The organism is Brevibacterium sp. R8603A2 (assembly GCF_023072605.1).
Lineage (GTDB): Bacteria > Actinomycetota > Actinomycetes > Actinomycetales > Brevibacteriaceae > Brevibacterium > Brevibacterium pityocampae.
On record NZ_JALLGN010000001.1, the window covers coordinates 447939 to 467686 of the forward strand.

The following is a 19748-nucleotide window of genomic DNA, read 5'->3' on the forward strand; positions in this document are numbered from 1 at the left end:
GACGATGAGAACGGTGATGTTCGTGTGCACCGGCAACACGTGCCGTTCCCCCTTCGCCGAGCGCCTCGCAGCACTCCTCGACCCCTCCACCCGGTACACGAGCACCGGCACCCACCTGCTCGCCGACCTCGGCATCGACCCGGCGATGGCGGCGTGCCTGACCCGCCTCGGCGCCTCGACGGCGGGTTTCACCTCCACGCAGCTCGACGCGGACCGCGCGGCCGGGGCCGACCTCCTCGTCTGCCTCACCCGCTCCCACCGGGACTTCGTCGTGGGCACCTGGCCGGAGGCGGCCGCCCGGACCGTCGTGCTGCGCCCCTACGCGGAGCTCGCCGCCGCCGGAACGGTCGCGGCCTGGGACCCGCCGGGCGCGGGCGTCGAGGTCCTGTCCCGCGGATACCTCGACGACATCGCCGACCCCTACCGGCTGGGCCGCGACGAGGCCGAGCGCGCCGCCGCAGAGATCGAGACCGCGCTGCGGACGGTGCTCGGGCTGGGGTGACACAGCAGCTCGGCGTCGGAGGTTCTTATGCTGCCGGCGGGTTCAGGCGGTCGGTGGGCACGGCGCACCGCGCGGGATCACGGTGAGGCCGGGTGCGCGGCGAGGAGCTCGGCGAGCACCTCGCGCTTGTCCGGGACTCGCTCCACCAGCCCTTCGAGCCACTGCCGAATAGTGACGTCCGGAATGGTGGGATTCACCGGCAGGGTCAGGTCGAGCTTCGGCGATGAGAAGAACGCGGCATAGAGCTGTCGTCTGTCCTCGTCCGCGTCGGCCCGCGTCATCGCGGCCAGGTGGATGGCGAGCCGGCCGCGCCGCTCGCGGTAGTTCACGCTCGCCCCGGCATCGACGAGGCGCTGCGCCAGCTCGCCGTCGTGTGCTCCGAGCCTGCGGTGCGCGCCCAGCAGGATCGAGAGCGTCGACTGCCCGGAGGCGACCGGGGAGGCGTCGGCTCCGTCATCGAGGAGCCGGCGGGAGATCTCCCACCGCGCCTCCGCATCGCGATTGCCGAGCGCTTCGACGAGCAGCTCGGACGTCGCGTTCCCGTCGTACTCGGCGGAGAAGGCGGAGAGGCCGCCGTCCTTCGCTGATCGCTTCGCAGTGGGCACGGGGATCTCACCTCCGCCAGAGCACGAGCGGGTGCGGACGACCCGGCTGACCCGGCTGACACGGCCGATACGGTCGCGCAGCTGCGCGTCCTGGTATCGGCCGCTCCAGGGTGCCCGACACCGCGGTCACTGCTCGAGGTAGGTGAGGACGGCGCCGGCGAGTTCTCGCGCCCGCTCCCGTGTGTCGGCGCCCCCGGTCGCTGCGGCGGTGACCACCAGTGTGCCGCTGCGTACGACGACCTGCGACACCTCGCCCTCTTCCGACGAGGCGGCCTGCGTCATCGTGCTGTGGATACCGACGGCGCTGTCGGCACCGTCGACCTCGACGTCGAATCCTTCGATGGTGGATTCGGAGACAGGCTCGCCATCGTTCAGAAGGCGCATCTCAGGACATTCCGCGACCATGCCGGAGAACATCGATTCATGGGACTCCGCATCGGAGCCCGCAGCATGGCTCGAGATATCGACGCGCATTCCGCCTTTGGCGCTGAGACCAGCGACGGTCGGCGCCTCGGTGCCGTCGAGCGAGCTCAGCGCATCGTCGAAGAATGCTGCACACGATTCCGGCTCGATCTCCGGACGCTGTTGCTGACTTCCGAACTGGGCGAATCCGAGCGTGGATTCGGCGAAGGTGAAGTCATCGAACTCGTTGAAGGTGAATCCGTTCGCTGCCGCGAGCAGGTCGCTCGTCGACCCGAACTGGTGGGCGCCGGCACCGGAATCGGCACCAGGTGTGGTCATCGCGGTCTCCTCTGCCGATGTGCCCGGGTCGTTCGGTTCGGTCCCGTCGGGACCCCCGGCGGAGCATCCGACGAGCGCCAAGGACAGTGCCGCAACGGCTGCGCCGCACCTTACGAGTCTCCGCATCCTGTCGTCTTCTCCTCGGGTTCGACATCATCGGGCTGTCTGCTGTCTCGACTGTATCGGATGCTCCTGCGGCAGGCTCCGAGATCGGAACGGGCTGTGTCCGGCACCGGTGCCGGACACCGCGCTCCCGACGATCCTCGGCGTTGGTAGACTCGCAGGTGTTCGGCGCGCGATCGGCGCGCGCCATCCAGCGGTCCGCCGCACCTGCGAGATTCAAGGAGCACCATGGGACGTGTCGTCGTCGAAGTCATGCCGAAGCCGGAGATCCTCGACCCCCAGGGCAAGGCGATCGGCTCGGGCCTCGACCGCTTGGGGCTCACCGCCTTCACCGATGTGCGCCAGGGCAAGCGGTTCGAGCTCACGGTCGACGGCGAGGTCACCGAGGAGATCCTCGCGCAGGCCCGCGAGGCCGCCTCGACGCTGCTGTCCAACCCGGTGATCGAAGACGTCGTCGCAGTCGAAGCGGCACCTGACGCCCCGGAGCCCGCCCACCCGGGCACCCCGGTGGGCGCCGCCTCGGACTCCGTCGCGGAGGCGAACGACGATCCGGCCGGTGCCCGGTGAGCGGCGACCGCAGCCGGTACACCGCCGGCGGACCCCTCATCGGTGCCGCCGAGTCCACCACGACGCTGCCCGGCGCCGAGGGCGCTCGCGTGGGCGTGGTGACGTTCCCCGGCACGCTCGACGACCGCGACGCCGCCCGCGCCGTCACCCTGTCCGGTGCTCGTGCCGTGCCCCTGTGGCACGCCGACACCTCGCTCTCCGACGTCGACGCCGTGATCCTGCCCGGCGGCTTCTCCTACGGCGACTACCTGCGCTGCGGGGCGATCGCCCGCTTCGCCCCGATCATGGACGCCGTCATCGACGCCGCGCACGGCGGGATGCCGGTGCTCGGCATCTGCAACGGGTTCCAGGTGCTGTGCGAGGCCCACCTGCTGCCCGGTGCGCTCGTCCGCAACGACACCCAGCAGTTCATCTGCCGCGACCAGGTGCTCCGGGTGGAGAACGCCGGCACCGCGTGGACGAACAGCTTCACCGAGGGCCAGGAGATCATCATCCCGCTGAAGAACGGCGAGGGCGGCTTCATGGCCTCCGAGCCCGTGCTCGACGAGCTCGAGGGGACCGGCCGCGTGGTGGTCCGCTACGTGGGCAGCAACCCGAACGGCTCGCGCCGCGACATCGCCGGGATCACCAACGAGCGCGGCAACGTCGTCGGCCTCATGCCCCACCCCGAGCACGCCGTGGAACCCGGCTTCGGGCCGGACACCGCGGACGGTCTGCGCAGCGGGGTGGACGGCCAGGGCTTCTTCACCTCGGTCATCCGCACCCTCGTCAACGCCTGAACCCGGGCCCGGGCCGTGCCCGGACGCGGGACTCCGGGTGCCGAGCTCCGCCCCGGTGAGTCCAGTACCCTGGGATCATGAGCGATTCTCTGCAGAGCCTCGTCAACCGGGCCATCTTCTTCTCCACCGAGATGCAGACGCGATTCGGCCTGCGGATCGCCGACGCCGAGTGGGAGGTCGACTTCTCCGAGAACCCGCGGCTTACGTTCACCGGCGAGCACCCGCTCACGCTCACCGCGCACCTCATCGGCACCGAGGCGGATTCCCCGCGCACCTGGCACTGGGGCTGGGACAACGTCAACGAGTTCCCCGAGCCCGTCGTCGCGCGCTCGCACGAGGTCCGCAGGCTCGGCGCCGCGCGGGGCATCGGTGAGCTCACCACCGACGAGTTCGACTCCGACGACGAGCTGCCGCTGCGGCTCGTCCTCGCCGCCAAGGAGCTCACCGGAATCTGGGCGCACTACCCGGCGGCCGCCGGCGGGGGCACCGTCGTGTGGATGCTCGTCGAGTCCCCGGAGCTCGCGCTCGACGCACCGGATATCAAGTCCCTCGTCCGGTCGATGGCCCAGGGCCTCACCGAGACCACGGTGACCGACCACGTCGAGGCCCTCCAGGCCTATGCGGAGCACCGCGGATTCCCGCTCGTCATGCGTCCGGACGGCACCCTGCGGGTCCTCGCCGCCGACGGCTGGGCCGACGTCACCGTCGACGAGCAGCGCCGCATCACCAACTGCCAGGTCCACTCCCCGCTCGAGGGCGAGGCCGCCGAGGAGTTCGCCGCCGCACGGTCCGCCGTCTCCGGGGAGCCCGGAGCGACCTCCGAAGGCACTGTCCCGGCACCCGCCCCGACCCCGGCCGAGGCGCCGGCCGAGACCTCCGCCCCGGTCGAGTCCCCTGTCGAGGAATCTGCCGAAGCACCGGCCGCACCCGAACCGGTCGAACCCGCTCCGGCACCCACCGCGCCCGAACCCGTCGAACCGGCACCGGACGTCGAGCAGCCGGCCGAGGACACCGCGCCCGCTCCGGAATCCCCGGCTGCGGAGACCGCCCCGGCGCCCGAGCCGTCCACCGCCGCCGAGGCGCCCGCCCCGGAGCCGCAGCCGGAACCGCGCCCGGCCCCGGTCGAGCCCTCCGCACCGGAACCCGCTCCGGAACCGGCCGACAGCGCACCCCGCCCCGCTCCCGAACCGACCGCGGATCGCCCCGCGGATGCCCCGGCCGAGGACGCGGAGCCGCGCAAGAAGGGCTTCTTCCGCAAGCTGTTCGGCCGCTGAGGCGAGCGTGTCCGCGCGGGTCGTCCAGCACTCCCGGTCGAGCGGCCCGGCCGCGCGTTGCCGCCCCGGACCGGGATCGGTATCCTGAGTCATGGAGCCCGGCACCAGGGCTCGCGGACGAGGGAGCAGTACCCGCACCACGACAAGACTGACTCATAGGAGAGTTCGTCATGGCGTGGTTCGTCCTCATCGTCTCCGGCATGCTCGAGGCCGTCTGGGCCTCCGCGCTGTCGGCCTCGCACGGCTTCAGACGCTGGAAGCCCACTCTCCTCTTCATCGTCTCCGTCATCGTGAGCCTCGCGGGCCTGTCCTGGGCGATGACCTCGCTGCCCACCGGGACCGCGTACGCGGTGTGGGTGGGGATCGGCGCCTCGCTCACGGTGCTCTGGGGATTCGTCACCGGGCAGGAGCGCGCGACCGTCGCACGCGTGCTGCTCCTCGTCCTCCTCATCGGTTCCGTCGCCGGCCTCAAGGCGGTGAGCTGAATGCCGTGGCTCGTCCTGCTCCTCAGCGCTGTCTTCGAAGCCGTCTGGGCCACCGCGCTCGGCATGTCCGACGGCTTCCGCGCACTTCTGCCCACCGTCGTGTTCGCCGTCGCCGCCGTCATCAGCATGCTCGGCCTCGGCTGGGCGGCCAAGCACATCCCGATCGGCACCGCCTACGCCGTGTGGACAGGAGTGGGCGCCGCACTCACCGTGGGCTGGGCGATGGCCACCGGCACCGAGGCGATCTCAACCGGGAAGATCGTCTTCATGTGCGGGATCATCGGCGCGGTGATCGGGCTCAAGCTCGTCCCGAGTCCCCGGGCCGCGCCCGCTCCGGGAGCGTCGGACGAGGCACCGACCGCCGACGGTCCGGCGCAGAGCGGCTGAGCCGCTGAACGCGCTGGCCGCTGCGTGACCGAGCCGCTCAGCGTGCGCCGCCCGCACCGATAGACTGTCAAGATGACTTGTCCCGAATCCTCCTGGGCCGAGGTGCAGGGACGCTGGTGGTCGACGGACGTCCTCCGCATCCTCGCGGTCCTCAGCGTGCCGCTGGCCTGGTGGTACGCCGGGGTCGCCTCGGGCGCGTGCCTGTTCCTCGTGCTCGGTGGGGTGACGCTGCTGCGCTTCCTCGTGCTGCCCCGGCTGGTCGATGCCCTGTGCCAGCTGACCTTCCTCGCCGCCGCCTGGGCCGCGGTGACCGGCCTCTACCAGAACTTCTCCTGGCTCGACATCCCGGCGCACGCCCTCGCCACCGCCGCCGCCGTGCTCATCGCGTGGCGGCTCGTCATGCTCCGCGACCCGGCCCACCGGGTGCGCCCCGATCGCTCCGGCGCGCCTGCAGAATCCGCCCCTCCGGCCGCGCATGGGCCGAGAGACGGCGCTGTCCGCCCTCCCCTGCCATGGTGGTCGCTCCTCTGGCACCTGCTCGCCCTGTCCGCGCTGCTGAGCGTGCTGTGGGAGTTCGGCGAGTGGGCTGGATTCGTCTTCATCTCCGAGGAGATCGGCGTCGGCTACCACGACACGATCGGCGACCTCGCCGCCGGGACGCTCGGCGGCGGGCTCCTCGCACTGCCCCTCGCCCTCGGGCTCGAGCGCGAGGCCGCCTCGCACGCGGGGGCCGACGAATGAGCCCGTCCGACCCGCCGCGCGGCACCGCCCCGCCGTCGCCCCGTGGCGGCGCCGCTCCGGCGCCGAGCACAGACGACTCCGGGGTCTCCGTCGTCATCCCGGTGCTCGACGACGCCGAGACGCTCGCCGGCTGCCTCGCCGCCCTCACCTCCCAGACGCGGCCGCCGCTCGAGATCATCGTCGTCGACAACTCCCCGCCCGGGCCCGCGGATCCCGCGATCTCGGCGGTGGCCCGGAGCGTCGGCGCGCGCGTGGTGCGGGAGGTCAGGCCGGGGGTCGCGGCCGCCTCGGCAGCCGGCTACGACGCTGCGCACGGGACGATCCTCGCCCGCCTCGACGCCGATTCCCGTCCTGCCCCGGACTGGGTGGCGACGGTCGTCGCGGAGATCGAGGGGCGCAACCTCCACGCGGTGACGGGCCCCGGCTGCTTCTACGACATCCCCGGGCTGCGCGGGCGGATCGCCTCGGCGGCGTACCACTCCTCGCTCCAGCTCGGGGTCGGCGCGGCGATGGGCAACGTCCCGCTGTGGGGTTCGACGATGGCGGTGCGCCGCGGGGTGTGGCTGCACGTCCGCCACCGGACCCATTCGACGGATCCCGCGGTGCACGACGACCTCGATCTCGCGTTCGCGCTCGGCCCGCTCGCGCGGATCGGCTGGAGCCGGGGCATGGCGGTCGGGGTCGAGGGCCGGACCTTCGGCTCGGCCCGGGCGCTCGCCTCGCGCGTGCGGCGGACCCTCTACACGTGCCGGCTGCACTGGGACCGGCAGAGCGCGGGCGAGCGCCTGCTCTGCGGTCTCACCCGCGGGCGCCTCTTCCGGAAGCCGGAGATCGCCCTCCTGTCATGAGTCTGCGCCCCGTGCGGTGAGTACGCCTGCCGGGGATCGAACACTGCCAGCACGCCGGACCACTCTGCCGAACCGCGGAGTATCCGATTCCGAGCGCGCAATTGCGCGCCGCCCCTCGGATACCCCGCAGTACGGCGAGGTGCGTCCGGCCGCTCAGCGCGAGGGCGCCTCGGCGCCGGTGATCGCCGATCCCGCGGCACCGGCGGGCACGCACTCTCCGCAGTGCGGGTGAAGTCCCGACTCCGTACACGCGCCGCAGCGAAGGAAGAGCTTGCGGCACTCCTCGTTCGCGCAGTTGACGAACAGCGGCGTGGGCTCCGCGCATTCGGCGCAGCGCCCCAGCGACTCCGCGCCCTCGCCGAACTCCATGTGCATGCGCTTGTCGAATACGTAGAGCGATCCGTCCCACAGGCCGGAGTTGCCGAACGATTCGCCGTAGCGGACGATCCCGCCCTCGAGCTGGTACACCTCGGAGAAGCCCCGGTTCTTCATGAGCACGCTGAGCACCTCGCACCGGATCCCGCCGGTGCAGTAGGTCACCACGGGCCGGTCCTTGAGCTCGTCGTACCGGCCGGACTCGATCTCCGCGATGAAATCGCGGGTGGTGTCCGTGTCGGGCACGATCGCACCCTTGAACCGTCCGATCTGCGCTTCCATCGCATTGCGTCCGTCGAAGAACACGACCTCGTCGCCGCGCTCCTCGATGAGACGGTGCAGCCGTCCGGGCGTCAGGTGCTCGCCGCCGCCCTGCACCCCGTCTGCGGTGACGGTGATCTCGTCCGGGGCGTGGAAGGTCACGAGCTCGGGGCGCACCTTGACGCTGAGCCGGGGGAAGTCGTCGCCGGTCCCGGTAGACCACTTGATGTCGGCGTCCCGGAAGGGTGCGTAGCTGCGGGTGGACCGCACATAGCGCTTGACGTCGTCGATCTCGCCGCCGAGCGTGGCGTTGATGCCCTGGTGGGAGACGATGACCCGCCCCTTGAGCCCGCAGCCCTCGGCGAGCGCGTGCTGCCACAGGCGGACCGCCTCCGGGTCGGACAGCGGGGTGAAGACGTAGAAGAGCACGATCTTGGTCAGCGACATAGGCACATTCTAGGGAGGGTGCGCGGATCGGATCCCCCGGCTCCCGCCTGCCCCTCAGCTCCGAGCGGCGGCCATGCGCTCCTCGGCGATCTCCTCGGCCACCTCGGTGGTGGTCCGGTCCTCCCGGTCGGCCTGCGCGAGCACCGCGCGCACCCGGTCGAAGAGCGTGAGGACGGTCTCCCGCGAGGACTCGAGCGTGGGATCGGAGTAGATCATCGTCGCCGCCGCCATCACCCCGCCGGCGTTGGCGAGGAAGTCCGGCACGACGGTGATGCCGTGCTCCCGCAGGATCCGGCCGTGCTCCGGGGCGGCGAGCTGGTTGTTCGCGATCCCGCTGACGAGCCGGGCGGAGATCTCCCCCACCGTCGCGTCGTTGATCACCGCGCCGAGCGCGCAGGGAGCGAACACGTCGACGTCCTGGGAGTGGATGACTTCCGGGTCGACCGCCATGGCGCCGTAGGCCTCGACCACGGCGGCGACGGCGTCCGGGGAGACGTCGGCGACGACGAGCTCCGCCCCGGCCTCGTAGAGCAGCCGGGAGAGCTCCCGGCCGGTGCCGCCGAGCCCCTGCACCGCGACCCGCAGCCCCACGAGGTCGGTCCGGTCCCACACGTGGGCGGCCCCGGCGCGCAGCGCGGTGAACGCCCCGAGCGCAGTGAACTGGGAGGCGGTGACGCCGGCGGGGAACTGGCTGGCCCGGGCGAAGATGTAGTCGCACTCCTCGGCGAGGACATCGGCGTCCTCCGGCCCGACACCGACGTCGATCGCGGTCCAGAAGCGCCCGCCGAGCGTCTGCACGTGCCGGGAGAAGGCGCGCAGCACCTCGGCCTTGTCGGGCCGGCGCGGGTCGGCGATGATCACGCACTTGCCGCCGCCGAGCGGGAGGCCGGCGATCGCGTTCTTGTAGCTCATCCCGCGCGACAGGCGCAGGACGTCGGTGAGCGCATCCTCCTCCGTGGCGTAGGGGTGCATCCGGCAGCCGCCGGCGGCCGGGCCGAGCGCGGTGTCGTGGATGGCGATGATCGCGCGGAGGTCGGTGGCCGGGTCGTGGCAGAACACGACCTGCTCGTGGTGGTCGAACTCGGGGTGGGTGAAGATGTTCACGGCGGCTCCTTCGCAGCGGGCGGGACGGCGGCCGGATCGACGTCCCGGGCCGCAGGCGGGCGATGCGTCCGACGTTACCGCCCACCGGCGCGTGCCACGATCCCGCGCACCGGGGTCGTCGGGCCCACGACGGCCGGGTACCGGGGCGCTCCGACGGGCGATGTCCGAGGCGCGGTCGACCGGCGCCCCCGCGCCCGGCGGCGGTACGATGGACACGGCGCTGTCTTCACGAAAGGACCACCCCAGGATCATGACGAACACGCACTCGGCACCGGCGGACAAGAAGGTCAAGGAGACGGTCGACTTCGCCGCCGCGAACCCCGATGTCGAGCAGCCGTTCGCGGAGCTCGGGCTCAAGGAGAACGAGTACGCGAGCATCAGGGAGATCCTCGGCCGGCGCCCCACCTCGGCGGAGCTCGCGATGTACTCCGTCATGTGGTCCGAGCACTGCTCCTACAAGTCCTCCAAGGTCCACCTGCGCAAGTTCGGCGACTACGTCACCGACGACATGAAGAAGAACCTGCTCGTGGGCATCGGCGAGAACGCCGGCGTCGTCGACATCGGCGACGACTGGGCGGTGACCTTCAAGGTCGAGAGCCACAACCACCCCTCCTACGTCGAGCCCTACCAGGGCGCGGCCACCGGCGTGGGCGGCATCGTGCGCGACATCATCTCCATGGGGGCGCGCCCCGTCGCGGTCATGGACCAGCTGCGCTTCGGCGCGATCGGCCACCCGGACACCGCCCGCGTGGTCCACGGCGTCGTCGCCGGGGTGGGCGGCTACGGCAACTGCCTGGGCCTGCCGAACATCGGCGGCGAGGTCGTCTTCGACTCCGTCTACCAGGGCAACCCGCTCGTCAACGCGCTCGCCGTGGGAGTGCTGCGCCACGACGACATCCGGCTGGCCAACGCCTCGGGCGTGGGCAACAAGGTCGTGCTGTTCGGGGCGCGCACCGGTGGCGACGGGATCGGCGGCGCCTCGATCCTCGCCTCGGAGTCCTTCGACGACACCAAGCCGTCCAAGCGCCCGGCAGTGCAGGTGGGCGACCCGTTCGCGGAGAAGGTCCTCATCGAGTGCTGCCTCGAGCTGTTCGCCGCCGAGGTCGTCGAGGGCATCCAGGATCTCGGCGCCGCCGGCATCTCCTGCGCCACCTCCGAGCTCGCCTCCAACGGCGAGGGCGGCATGCACATCGCGCTCGACGACGTGCTGCTGCGCGACCCCTCGCTCACGCCGGAGGAGATCCTCATGAGCGAATCCCAGGAGCGGATGATGGCGGTCGTCACCCCCGAGAAGCTCGAGGAGTTCCTCGCGATCACCGCCAAGTGGGATGTCGAGACGAGCGTGCTCGGCGAGGTCACCGACACCGGCCGGCTCGTCATCGAATGGCACGGCGACATCATCGTCGACGTGCCGCCGCGCTCCGTGGCCCACGACGGCCCGGTCTACGAGCGCCCCTACCACGAGCCCTCGTGGACGGAGGCCACCCGCGCGGACTCCGTCGCCGCCGCCGGCCTCACCCGCCCGGAGTCGGACGAGGAGCTGCGCGCCACGCTGCTGAGACTCCTCGGCTCCCCCAACCTCGCCTCGAAGTCCTGGGTGACGAACCAGTACGACCGCTATGTGCAGGGCAACACCGCACTCGCGTTCCCCGACGACGCCGGCGTCATCCGGGTCGACGAGGAGACCGGGCTCGGCGTGGCGATCGCGACCGACGCCAACGGCCGCTACTGCTACCTCGACCCCGCACGCGGGGCGCAGCTCGCGCTCGCCGAGGCACACCGCAACGTCGCCACCTCCGGCGCCCGGCCGCTCGCCGTCACCGACTGCCTCAACTTCGGCTCGCCGGAGGACCCGGAGATCATGTGGCAGTTCGCGCAGGCCGTCGAGGGTCTGGCCGCCGGCTGCCAGGAGCTCGGCATCCCCGTCACCGGCGGCAACGTGTCGCTGTACAACCAGACCGGCGGCGTCGCCATCCACCCGACCCCGGTGGTCGGCGTGCTCGGCGTGTTCGACGACGTCACCCGCGCCACCCCGGCGGGCTGGAAGGACGCCGGCCAGACGATCTACCTGCTCGGCACCACCGCCGAGGAGCTCGACGGCTCGGCGTGGGCCGATGTCGTCCACGGCCACCTCGGCGGCGTGCCCCCGGAGTTCCGGCCGGACACGGAGAAGGAGCTCGCCGACATCCTCATCAACGCCTCGCGCGACGGCATGATCGACGCCGCGCACGACCTCTCCGAGGGCGGGCTCGCACAGGCCCTGGCCGAGGCGTGCCTGCGCCGCGGCACGGGTGCGCGGGTATGGCTCGACGAGGTCGCCCAGCGCGACGGCGTCGACCTCTTCACGCTCCTGTTCTCGGAGTCGACGGCACGTGCGATCGTCGCCGTCCCCCGCTCCGAGGAAGTGCGCTTCAAGGACATGTGCACCGCACGCGCCTTCCCGTTCGCGCGGATCGGCATGACCGACGCCGGTGAGGGCAACACCGGTGCGGTGCTCGAGCTCGTCGACCGCTTCGCCATCCCGGTCACCGAGCTCCGCACCGCCCACGAGGCCACGCTGCCGCAGCACTTCGGCTGAGAGGCCGGCGCGGCTGAAGCTGCTGCTCTCGAGCTCGAAACGCCCATCGACCTGCCGCTTTTGCTCGGAACGCCCATCGACCTGTCACCTGTGCTCGAATCCGGACGTGGATATCGAGCACGAGTGACAGGTCGATGCAGGTGCAGCGTTCCTGAGCTGTGCTGCGGCTCGGCCGGGGTGGTCAGTCCTCGGCGCGGCCGTAGGTGATCTTGGCGCTGCCGGTCCGGGACGAGATCGTGCCCTCGGGCAGCCGGCGCCTCCGCCCCATGTCTTGGGCACCGCTCGCGTCCACCTCGTCGACGTAGGGGTCGGCCATGACCGGCACTTCGTCTGCGGCCTCGGGATCGACCACCGTGTCCGAGGTGTCGTGCTCGTCCTCGTCCTGCCGGCGCGCGTACTCCTCGGGCGGGAGGACCTTCTTCCAGCGCCGGGTGCGCATGGGCGGCAGCTCGCCGGCGTCCTCACGCAGCGCGCGGTACAGGGCGTACATCTGGAAGTAGCCCATGATGAAGAACGGGAGCCCGACGAGGATGATCGTCTTCTCGAGCGCCTCGAGCCCGCCGGTGCCGGAGAACACGAGCAGGGTGGCGGTGATGATGCCGATCGACAGGGCCCAGAAGATGCGCTGACCGAGCGGGTTGAAGTCCTCGTGGCCGTTGGCCATGGTGTCGGTGATGAGCGCTGCGGAGTCGACCGAGGTGACGAAGAAGACGACGACGAGCACGATCGCGACGATGGATACGAAGAACGGCAGCGGGTAGTGCTCGAGGAACGCGAACAGGGCTCCCGGGATGTCGCCGTCGGTGACCACGCGGTCGACGAGGCCGCCCTCGCCGTTGAGCTCGATGTCGAACGACGCGAAGCCGAAGATCCCGAACCAGATCACCGAGAAGCCGGCGGGCACCGCGAGCACACCGGACACGAACTGGCGGATGGTGCGGCCCTTGGAGATCCGGGCGATGAAGATCCCGACGAACGGCGACCAGGTGATGGTCCACGCCCAGTAGAAGACGGTCCAGCCGCTCTGCCAGCCGGTGTCGGCGAAGGTGTCGTTCCACAGGGCGAGCTCGGGCAGGTTGACGAGGTAGCTGCCGAACGCCTCGATCGTGCCCTTGAGGAGGAACAGGGTGGGGCCGGCGATGACGATGAAGATCAGCAGGCAGATGGCGACGATGATGTTCGCGTTCGACAGCACCTTGATGCCCTTGTCGAGACCGAGCGACACGGAGATCAGCGCGACGCCCGTGACGACGCCGATGATGATGAGCTGCCAGCCGGCGTTCTCCGGGATGCCGAACAGCTGCGACAGACCGCCGTTGATCTGCAGGGTGCCCAGGCCGATCGACACGGCGATGCCGAACACCGTGCCGACGATCGCGACGATGTCGATGGTCTTGCCGATCGGGCCGTGGATGCGCTCGCCGAGGATGGGCTGGAAGATCGAGCTCACGCGCGGCGGCAGGTTGCGCTTGTGGATGAAGTAGGCGAAGCACAGGGCCGGCAGCGTGAAGATCGTCCAGGTGTGGAGCGTGAAGTGGTAGAGCGTGAAGTTCATCGCGTCGACGGCCGCGGCCGGGGTGCCGGCCTCGATCCCGAGCGAGGCTCCGCGCGGCGGCTCCCCGAAGTGGCTGATCGGCTCGGCGACACCCCAGAACATGAGGATCGTGCCGATGCCGGCGGCGAACAGCATCGAGAACCAGGCGAGGCCGCTGTGCTCGGGCGGCTCGTCGTCGGGCCCGAGCTTGACCCGTCCGAACCGGCCGACGGCGATGAAGATCAGGAAGGCGAGGAAGATCGTGACCCCGAGGATGTAGAACCACCCGAACTGCGCGAGCAGCCAGTCGGAGGCGGAGGTGACCGCGGCGTCGAGCGGTTCGGTGAAGGCGATCGTCGCGATGACGAAGAGGACGATAACCCCCGCGGCGCCGAAGAAGATCGCCGGCGAGGTGCGCAGGCGCAGGGTGTCGTGCAGTCGGGTCAGCATCGGGCTCGTCTCCTTGAGTCTGGTGCGGGGACTGCCGAGGCGTGCTGCGACGCCCACCCCGGGGACGGCCCGGGCCCCGGACCGCGCATTCAAGGCTACTGAATGGTCACGGCGATGCAAGCGCACAAGGGCACCTGCCGAACCCAGCGGGCGGAACCCGCGCCGCGCTGCCGACCCGGTGCAGCACGGCAGTTCTCCGATGCAGCTCTTTCTGCCCAGACCCATGGATTCTCACCTGGTTCCCCTTCGTTGCGAGTGAATTCAGCTGTTGATCCGCGAAACTGCTGCATCCCGCCAGGAGGCCATCCGCAGGGCAGGGGGTGCGCCGGAGAGCCCCGGTCGATACGGAGTGCGGTTGTCATCTGCGCCGATGTCCGGGATGCACGCCCGGTCACAGGAGAGCGCACCTCGGGTCACAGGGCGCACGCACCGGGCGGCCTCGTCCACAGGACGCCGCGCGGGATTCCCGGGCAGGGGATCCGACGTCACCCTCGACCCATGACTCTCATCGCCTCCACCCGCTGGCTCCGCTCGATCGGGATCCGTGACGCCGCGCTCGGATCCGCGCGGAAGTGCTGCTTCTCGGTCGTCCTCACCGGTGTCGGAATCATCACCCGTGACTGCCCCGCTCACCCCTCGATCTCCCGGCTCCTCACCGCCGCGGACCACGAGGTGCACCGCGTCCTGCGCACCGTTCCCGCCTACGAGGTCGAAGCGCTCAAGCGCCGGATCCTCCTCGAGGCCTTCGACCTCACCGCCCACGGGCTCGCGGCCTCGGCCGCCGGAGTGCCGGTGCTGTCGCACACCTCGGCGGCGCAGGTGCTCGGCCTCGCGTTCGCGGTGCCCGCCGAGCCGGTCGTCGAAGCACAGCGGGAGGGCCGACGATTCACCAATCGGCGCCTCCGGCTCCATCCGCTCGCCGCACCGGAGCTCCATCGGGTCCGCGCACCCGCCCGTGGGCTGCTCCGCCCCGGCGCGCTCTCCGGAGCGGAGTCGGACGAACCGGATGTCCATCTGCCCGAGGGGTTCATCCCGCTTCCCGGTTCGGCTCCCGGCACCGTGCGGCCGGCGCGGTCCCGAGCGGTAACGAGCGTCCCGTGGACAGTGCTCGACGTCGCGCTCGAGCACGGACTCGACCTCGGATTCCCGATGGCCGAGGACGCGCTCCACCGTGGCCTGCTCACCCCGGCCGAGCTGCGGGAGGCGCAGGTACTGCATCCCCACGGTCACCGACGACGCGCGCTGCGCCTCCTCGTCGAGCTCGCCTCTGCAGTCTCGGAGAGCGCCGGCGAATCGCTGACGAAGCTGCGGCTCCACCAGATCGGGCACCTGGCCCGCTTCGAGCAGCAGGTCGAGGTGTACGACGAGGAGGGGTTCATCGACCGTCTCGACTTCGCCGACTCCGCGTCACGGACGGCCGTCGAGTTCGACGGACACGAGAAGTACCACCTCGCCGGGGACCCGCACGCGGCGCTGAGGCGTCAGTGGCGCAAGGAGCAGCGGCTGCGGAAGCTCCGGTGGTCGGTGCACCGCGTCGAATGGGCCGAGCTGTTCGACCTCGACCGCTTCATCGCCGCAGTCCTCTGAGCGCCGGCACCCCGCCCCGCACATTCCGCCTCGATGCAGCTCATCCTGCAAGCGACAATCGAATATCCGCCCGCAGAGGCCGGCCGGGCGGATATTCGGTCGGCTCCCGCAGAAACAATCGCATCCACCCGGAGGTCCCCGGGTGGGCCGGCGTTCGTCAGCGGGCGGCGATGTGGGCGAAGATGCGCGCCATCGCGATGATGAAGACCTCGATGGCGAGGCCGACGAGGCCCACCGCGAAGCCCACCATCGCACCGCCCCAGAGCGTGCCGGCGATCCCGCCGAGCACGACGAGCACCATGATCACCGGCATCGCGCGGACGTAGATCATCGCCGCCTGGTGTCCGAGCTGCCAGGCCTCCGGAGAGCGCAGGGTCGCCGAGGTGCGGATCCCGCCGCCGTCCTCGGGCCCGAGGCGACCGTCGGCGGCGGCCTTGATGGGCCGGTGGACCACGACGCCCAGGGCCACCACGGCAACGAACAGCACGAGGAGCCCGGCCAGCGCCCCGAGCCCGAGCCCCGGGGCCTCGGGGACACCGAGGGCGAGCGGTGCGGCTGCGGCGCTCACTGCGGACGCACTCGCGTCGGGTGGCCCGGTCACCGCTCGCCCTCTGCGCCGGTGGCGCTGTCAGTGGACGACTCGACGTGCGCGCCGTCCGTCGAGGTGCTGCCCGCACCATCACCCTCCGCGTCGCGAGCCGGGGATGCACCACCCTCCGCATTTCCGGCGGGAGCCGAACCCCCCTCGGCGAGTCCGAGCACGTCGAGTGTCCAGGCGAAGTCGAAGGCGGTCTCGCGCCACGCGTCGTAGCGGCCCGAGGCGCCGCCGTGCCCGGCGGCCATCTCCGTCTTGAGGAGGGCGTCCGCCCCGACCTCGCGCAGCCGGGCCACCCACTTGGCCGGCTCGACGTAGAGGACGCGGGTGTCGTTGAGCGAGGTGATCGCGAGGATCCGCGGGTACTTCTGCTCGGTGACGTTCTCGTACGGCGAGTAGTCCCGCATGTACGCGTAGACCTCCGGATCGTGGAGCGGGTCGCCCCATTCGTCCCACTCGATGACGGTGAGCGGCAGCTCCGGCATGAGGATCGAGGTCAGCGCGTCGACGAAGGGGACGTGCGCGCTGATCCCGGCGAACCGCTCCGGGGCCATGTTCGCGACCGCACCCATGAGCAGCCCGCCGGCGGAGCCGCCCATCGCGACCATCCGCTCCGGCACCGCACGGCCGGCGGCGATGAGGTGGTCGGCGGCGGCGATGAAGTCGGTGAAGGTGTTCGTCTTCGTCAGCGTCCGCCCCTCCTCGTACCAGTGGCGACCCATCTCGCCACCGCCGCGCACGTGGGCGATCGCGTAGACGACGCCCCGGTCGAGCAGCGAGAGCCGGGCGACGGAGAAGTACGGGTCCATGCTCGCCTCGTAGGAGCCGTAGCCGTAGAGCAGGGTCGGTGCGGGCCCTTCGGCCGGAACTGCATCGGTGCGCCACACCAGCGACACCGGGATCTCCGTGCCGTCGGCGGCGCGCGCCCACACGAGGTCCTGCTCGTAGTCGGCGACATCGACGCCGCCGAGCACCGGCTGCCGCTTGAGGACTGTGCGCTCCCCGCTCGCGACGTCGTACTCGAACACCACCGAGGGCGTCACCATCGAGGTGTAGCCCAGGCGCAGGCGCGGCTGCGTCCATTCCGGGTTCGCGCCGACACCCATGGTGCCGATCGGTTCGTCCGCGGCCACCTCGACCATCTCCGAGTACGGGGAGTGCGGCAGGCCCTCGAGCGAGCGCCCGGTGTGAGCGTCCGGCACGGGCTCGGATTCCGGGCGCGGCGGGACCGGGCTCCCTGCGGCGAGCGCGACGCCCGCGGCAGAGCCGTCCCGCGCCGGCCCGGCATCCGTCGCCGAGGCACCCCGCGCCTCGGCTCCGGCCGCGTCGGCACGCCGCCCGGCATCCGCCTCGGCCCCGGTCTGCTCGTCCCCGCGCTGGGACTCGGTACCGAGCCCCGAGTCCCCGCGGTCGGCGACGAGCTCCTCCGGGCTCTCGTCGCGCACAGCGATGACCCCGACGCGGGCGAACCCGCCCTCCCGGTAGGACACGGCGAGGAACGAGCGGAACGCGTCGATCTCCTCGATCCTCCTGCCCTCGATCTCCGTGAGCACGGCGCGGCCCTCGGACTCGGGGTCGCTGACGGGGACGTCGGTGATCTCGAAGTCCGCCCGGTCGCGGTTGTGGACGATGAGGAACCGGTCCTCGCCGCTGATGATCGCGTGCTCGACGGAGTACTCGACACCTTCCCGGCGCGGCCACACCGGGCGCGGGGTGCCGGCGGGGTCGAGTGCGTCGAGGTACCAGTACCCGGTGGTGATCTTCGAGGCGGTGACGAAGAAGAGGTAGCGCTCCGAACGGCTCACGCCCATCCCGACGAAGTACTTCTCGTCCTCCTCGGCGAACACGCAGACGTCGTCAGCGGCAGGCGAGCCCACGCGGTGGCGCCACACCCGGTCCGGGCGCCAGGCGTCGTCGACGGTGGTGTAGAAGACGTACTCGCCGCTGACGTCGAAGCATGCCCCGGCGAAGGTGTTCGGGATCTCGTCGGGCAGGTCCTCCCCGGTGGTGAGGTCGCGGATGCGCAGGGTGTAGCGCTCGTCGCCGGCGGTGTCCGCCGCCCAGGCCAGGCGGGTGCCGTCCGGGGACACCGAGTAGGAGCCGAGGGAGAAGAAGTCGCAGCCGTCGGCTTCGACATTCGAGTCGAGCACGACCTGCTCACCGGGCAGCTCCCCGCCCCCGCTGATGTCCGGCGGGGTCCAGTCGTCGGGACCGGACACCGGGACCCGGCAGCGCGCCGCGTAGTCCTTGCCCGCGGTGGTCCGGGAGAAGTACCACCAGTCGCCGCGGCGCACGGGCACGGAGAGGTCGCTCTCCTTCACCCGGGCGCGGATCTCTTCGAAGATGTCCTCGCGCAGACCGGCGAGGTGGTCGGTGCGGGCCGCGGTGTAGGCGTTCTCCGCCTCGAGGTGGGCGATGACCTGCGCGGACTCCTTCTCCCGCAGCCATTCGTAGTGGTCGACGAAGGTGTCGCCGTGGTGCGTGCGCTCGTGCGGCACGCGCGCGGCGACCGGCGGTGCGGGGACGGAGGCGGCAGGGGACGGGGAGTGCTGCGGTGCTGTCATACCCTCACCCTATCGAGCACCGCGGACAGCACCCGAGTTCAGACAACTCACATTGTGGCGTGGAAGAGTCGTTGGCCCGACGACGAAAGGTGAGTGCCATGGGAATCCTCAGCCGCATCCTCAACGGAGCCACGAACACCCGCGGAGGCCGCCGAGGCGGTCGCCCGATGGGCCGCAGCGGAGGGACCAGCGGCGGTCTGCTCGGCATGCTGCGCCGTGGCGCCTCCGACCCGAACACCCGCCGCAAGGCGAAGCAGGCCGTGCGCGGGCTCCGCAACCGCCGCCGCTGAGTCGCAGCGCTCCAGCGCACGCCCAGCGCCCCCCGCGCCGGGGCCGGACACCGACCGGTCCCGGCGCGTTCGCGTTCGCGTTCGCGTTCGCATCAGCAGGATCGTGCTTCCGGGCGAGCGGCCACGGCTCGTTCCCCGCTGACGGCACGCCGGCACCGGCTCAGAGACTCTCCCGCACCCGCTGCTCGAAGCTGCGGACGTGCTCGGCGGCGATCCGCGCGGCGGCCTCCTCGTCGCCGGCCGCGATCGCCCGAAGCAGGTCCTCGTGCTCGTGGACGTGGCCGGCGAGGTGCGGCAGCCGGTCGAGCACGAGGCTCCAGATCCGGGTCGCCAGGTTGTCGAGCCGCACGAGGACGTCGGCGAGGTGGGCGCTGCCGGAGGCCCGGTACACGAAGCGGTGGATGTCGAGGTCGGCGGCGAGGAGCTCGCGCCGTGTGCTGTCTGCGCCGAGCGAATCCAGCCGCTCGAGCAGGTGCTCGGCGCCTGCGCGCACCTCGGCGGTGGTGTTCCGCGCAGCCCGCCGGGCGGCGACCGGTTCGAGGTGGATGCGCACCTCGGCGATCTCTGCGAGGTCGGTGATGTCGACACCGGTGGCGAAGGTGCCGCGACGCGGATAGCTCACGACGAGGTGCTCGGCCTCGAGCCGCTTGAGCGCCTCGCGCACGGGGGTCCGGCCGATGCCGAGCTCCTCGGCGAGCGCCGCCTCGTTCACCGGGTCGCCGGGCCGGATGTCGAGCATGATGAGCCGATCGCGCAGCACCGCGTAGCTGTGCTCGGCGAGCGAGCGATGGCCGTGCGCCTCCGCTGCCGTCATCCCACTTCACTTCCTTTCCTCCCGGGCCCTCCACCAGGAACCTTCCCGGGAACCGTTGACACCCACCTGATCCCGATCCTATGCTGATCGCACTCTG

General features: G+C 71.3%; 19 protein-coding genes and 1 riboswitch. Of the genes, 11 read left to right on the forward strand and 8 right to left on the reverse strand.

The annotated features are described in order from the left end of the window. Window positions 1–16: 16 nt before the first annotated feature. Complete coding sequence (locus MTQ12_RS02090) at window positions 17–502, forward strand: hypothetical protein (RefSeq protein WP_247423545.1); 486 nt, start codon at window positions 17–19, stop codon at window positions 500–502. Window positions 503–579: 77 nt separating this feature from the next. Here the strand turns inward: MTQ12_RS02090 and MTQ12_RS02095 are convergent, their stop codons facing one another. Then, window positions 580–1107, reverse strand: coding sequence for a hypothetical protein (locus MTQ12_RS02095; protein ID WP_247423547.1), 528 nt, complete (start codon window positions 1105–1107; stop codon window positions 580–582). A 126-nt stretch (window positions 1108–1233) separates the two neighbouring features. Next, complete coding sequence (locus tag MTQ12_RS02100) at window positions 1234–1848, reverse strand: hypothetical protein (RefSeq protein WP_247423549.1); 615 nt, start codon at window positions 1846–1848, stop codon at window positions 1234–1236. Between the two features lie 351 nt (window positions 1849–2199). Between MTQ12_RS02100 and purS the strand changes: the two genes are divergently transcribed. The 7 genes from purS (at window position 2200) to MTQ12_RS02135 (ending at window position 7052) form a co-directional block, all read left to right on the forward strand. Then, window positions 2200–2538, forward strand: a complete 339-nt coding sequence (gene purS, locus MTQ12_RS02105; RefSeq protein WP_247423552.1) for a phosphoribosylformylglycinamidine synthase subunit PurS — start codon at window positions 2200–2202, stop codon at window positions 2536–2538. A gap of 38 nt (window positions 2539–2576) precedes the next feature. Beyond that, entirely contained in the window at window positions 2577–3317 is a 741-nt protein-coding gene (gene purQ, locus MTQ12_RS02110; protein ID WP_247423655.1) for a phosphoribosylformylglycinamidine synthase subunit PurQ, read from the forward strand. Between the two features lie 77 nt (window positions 3318–3394). Beyond that, complete coding sequence (locus MTQ12_RS02115; RefSeq protein ID WP_247423554.1) at window positions 3395–4591, forward strand: DUF6882 domain-containing protein; 1197 nt, start codon at window positions 3395–3397, stop codon at window positions 4589–4591. Window positions 4592–4682: 91 nt separating this feature from the next. Further along, a riboswitch (guanidine-III (ykkC-III) riboswitch) is annotated at window positions 4683–4749 on the forward strand. A gap of 12 nt (window positions 4750–4761) precedes the next feature. Beyond that, window positions 4762–5076 (forward strand): multidrug efflux SMR transporter, encoded by a 315-nt coding sequence (locus MTQ12_RS02120; RefSeq protein ID WP_247423555.1) that lies wholly within the window; start codon window positions 4762–4764, stop codon window positions 5074–5076. Further along, the gene (locus tag MTQ12_RS02125; protein WP_137318787.1) at window positions 5077–5463 is read left to right on the forward strand and encodes a multidrug efflux SMR transporter; all 387 of its coding nucleotides are present in this window, start codon (window positions 5077–5079) and stop codon (window positions 5461–5463) included. It abuts the gene before it with no gap. 72 nt (window positions 5464–5535) lie between these two features. Then, window positions 5536–6204 carry a hypothetical protein gene (locus tag MTQ12_RS02130; RefSeq protein WP_247423557.1) on the forward strand — a complete coding sequence of 223 codons (669 nt, stop codon included), beginning with the start codon at window positions 5536–5538 and terminating at the stop codon, window positions 6202–6204. Continuing rightward, window positions 6201–7052 (forward strand): glycosyltransferase family A protein, encoded by an 852-nt coding sequence (locus tag MTQ12_RS02135; RefSeq protein WP_247423558.1) that lies wholly within the window; start codon window positions 6201–6203, stop codon window positions 7050–7052. The genes MTQ12_RS02130 and MTQ12_RS02135 overlap by 4 nt, the downstream gene beginning before the upstream one ends. Before the next feature lie 153 nt (window positions 7053–7205). On the opposite strand, the gene MTQ12_RS02140 is transcribed toward MTQ12_RS02135, so the two are convergent. Further along, window positions 7206–8135, reverse strand: a complete 930-nt coding sequence (locus MTQ12_RS02140; RefSeq protein WP_247423559.1) for a rhodanese-related sulfurtransferase — start codon at window positions 8133–8135, stop codon at window positions 7206–7208. A 54-nt stretch (window positions 8136–8189) separates the two neighbouring features. Beyond that, window positions 8190–9239, reverse strand: a complete 1050-nt coding sequence (locus MTQ12_RS02145; RefSeq protein ID WP_247423560.1) for a Glu/Leu/Phe/Val dehydrogenase dimerization domain-containing protein — start codon at window positions 9237–9239, stop codon at window positions 8190–8192. 250 nt (window positions 9240–9489) lie between these two features. Between MTQ12_RS02145 and purL the strand changes: the two genes are divergently transcribed. Beyond that, a complete protein-coding gene (gene purL / locus MTQ12_RS02150; RefSeq protein WP_247423561.1) occupies window positions 9490–11817 on the forward strand; it encodes a phosphoribosylformylglycinamidine synthase subunit PurL in 2328 nt (775 codons plus the stop codon). Window positions 11818–11998: 181 nt separating this feature from the next. Here purL and MTQ12_RS02155 read toward each other — a convergent pair whose 3' ends face one another. After that, the gene (locus tag MTQ12_RS02155; protein WP_247423562.1) at window positions 11999–13801 is read right to left on the reverse strand and encodes a BCCT family transporter; all 1803 of its coding nucleotides are present in this window, start codon (window positions 13799–13801) and stop codon (window positions 11999–12001) included. Window positions 13802–14299: 498 nt separating this feature from the next. On the opposite strand from MTQ12_RS02155, the gene MTQ12_RS02160 reads away from it, so the two are divergent. Continuing rightward, entirely contained in the window at window positions 14300–15388 is a 1089-nt protein-coding gene (locus tag MTQ12_RS02160) for a hypothetical protein (RefSeq protein ID WP_247423563.1), read from the forward strand. Between the two features lie 157 nt (window positions 15389–15545). Here the strand turns inward: MTQ12_RS02160 and MTQ12_RS02165 are convergent, their stop codons facing one another. Then, a complete protein-coding gene (locus MTQ12_RS02165) occupies window positions 15546–15956 on the reverse strand; it encodes an SdpI family protein (RefSeq protein ID WP_247423565.1) in 411 nt (136 codons plus the stop codon). A gap of 29 nt (window positions 15957–15985) precedes the next feature. Continuing rightward, on the reverse strand, window positions 15986–18547 hold the full coding sequence (locus MTQ12_RS02170; RefSeq protein ID WP_247423567.1) for a S9 family peptidase: 2562 nt from the start codon (window positions 18545–18547) through the stop codon (window positions 15986–15988). 98 nt (window positions 18548–18645) lie between these two features. On the opposite strand from MTQ12_RS02170, the gene MTQ12_RS02175 reads away from it, so the two are divergent. Next, window positions 18646–18837: a hypothetical protein gene (locus MTQ12_RS02175; protein ID WP_137318780.1), complete on the forward strand. Its 192-nt coding sequence runs from the start codon at window positions 18646–18648 to the stop codon at window positions 18835–18837. 160 nt (window positions 18838–18997) lie between these two features. Here MTQ12_RS02175 and MTQ12_RS02180 read toward each other — a convergent pair whose 3' ends face one another. Beyond that, complete coding sequence (locus MTQ12_RS02180) at window positions 18998–19651, reverse strand: GntR family transcriptional regulator (RefSeq protein ID WP_247423570.1); 654 nt, start codon at window positions 19649–19651, stop codon at window positions 18998–19000. Window positions 19652–19748 lie beyond the last annotated feature (97 nt).

What these genes read in the sequence shown, in the direction of transcription:
- MTQ12_RS02175 (WP_137318780.1), top strand. Translation starts at nt 18,646, where the DNA reads ATGGGAATCCTCAGCCGCATCCTCAACGGAGCCACGAACACCCGCGGA.
- MTQ12_RS02090 (WP_247423545.1), top strand. Translation starts at nt 17, where the DNA reads ATGTTCGTGTGCACCGGCAACACGTGCCGTTCCCCCTTCGCCGAGCGC.
- MTQ12_RS02170 (WP_247423567.1), bottom strand. Translation starts at nt 18,547, where the DNA reads ATGACAGCACCGCAGCACTCCCCGTCCCCTGCCGCCTCCGTCCCCGCA.
- MTQ12_RS02135 (WP_247423558.1), top strand. Translation starts at nt 6,201, where the DNA reads ATGAGCCCGTCCGACCCGCCGCGCGGCACCGCCCCGCCGTCGCCCCGT.
- MTQ12_RS02140 (WP_247423559.1), bottom strand. Translation starts at nt 8,135, where the DNA reads ATGTCGCTGACCAAGATCGTGCTCTTCTACGTCTTCACCCCGCTGTCC.
- MTQ12_RS02115 (WP_247423554.1), top strand. Translation starts at nt 3,395, where the DNA reads ATGAGCGATTCTCTGCAGAGCCTCGTCAACCGGGCCATCTTCTTCTCC.
- MTQ12_RS02160 (WP_247423563.1), top strand. Translation starts at nt 14,300, where the DNA reads ATGACTCTCATCGCCTCCACCCGCTGGCTCCGCTCGATCGGGATCCGT.
- purL (WP_247423561.1), top strand. Translation starts at nt 9,490, where the DNA reads ATGACGAACACGCACTCGGCACCGGCGGACAAGAAGGTCAAGGAGACG.
- MTQ12_RS02120 (WP_247423555.1), top strand. Translation starts at nt 4,762, where the DNA reads ATGGCGTGGTTCGTCCTCATCGTCTCCGGCATGCTCGAGGCCGTCTGG.
- MTQ12_RS02180 (WP_247423570.1), bottom strand. Translation starts at nt 19,651, where the DNA reads ATGACGGCAGCGGAGGCGCACGGCCATCGCTCGCTCGCCGAGCACAGC.
- MTQ12_RS02130 (WP_247423557.1), top strand. Translation starts at nt 5,536, where the DNA reads ATGACTTGTCCCGAATCCTCCTGGGCCGAGGTGCAGGGACGCTGGTGG.
- MTQ12_RS02100 (WP_247423549.1), bottom strand. Translation starts at nt 1,848, where the DNA reads ATGACCACACCTGGTGCCGATTCCGGTGCCGGCGCCCACCAGTTCGGG.
- MTQ12_RS02125 (WP_137318787.1), top strand. Translation starts at nt 5,077, where the DNA reads ATGCCGTGGCTCGTCCTGCTCCTCAGCGCTGTCTTCGAAGCCGTCTGG.
- MTQ12_RS02155 (WP_247423562.1), bottom strand. Translation starts at nt 13,801, where the DNA reads ATGCTGACCCGACTGCACGACACCCTGCGCCTGCGCACCTCGCCGGCG.
- purS (WP_247423552.1), top strand. Translation starts at nt 2,200, where the DNA reads ATGGGACGTGTCGTCGTCGAAGTCATGCCGAAGCCGGAGATCCTCGAC.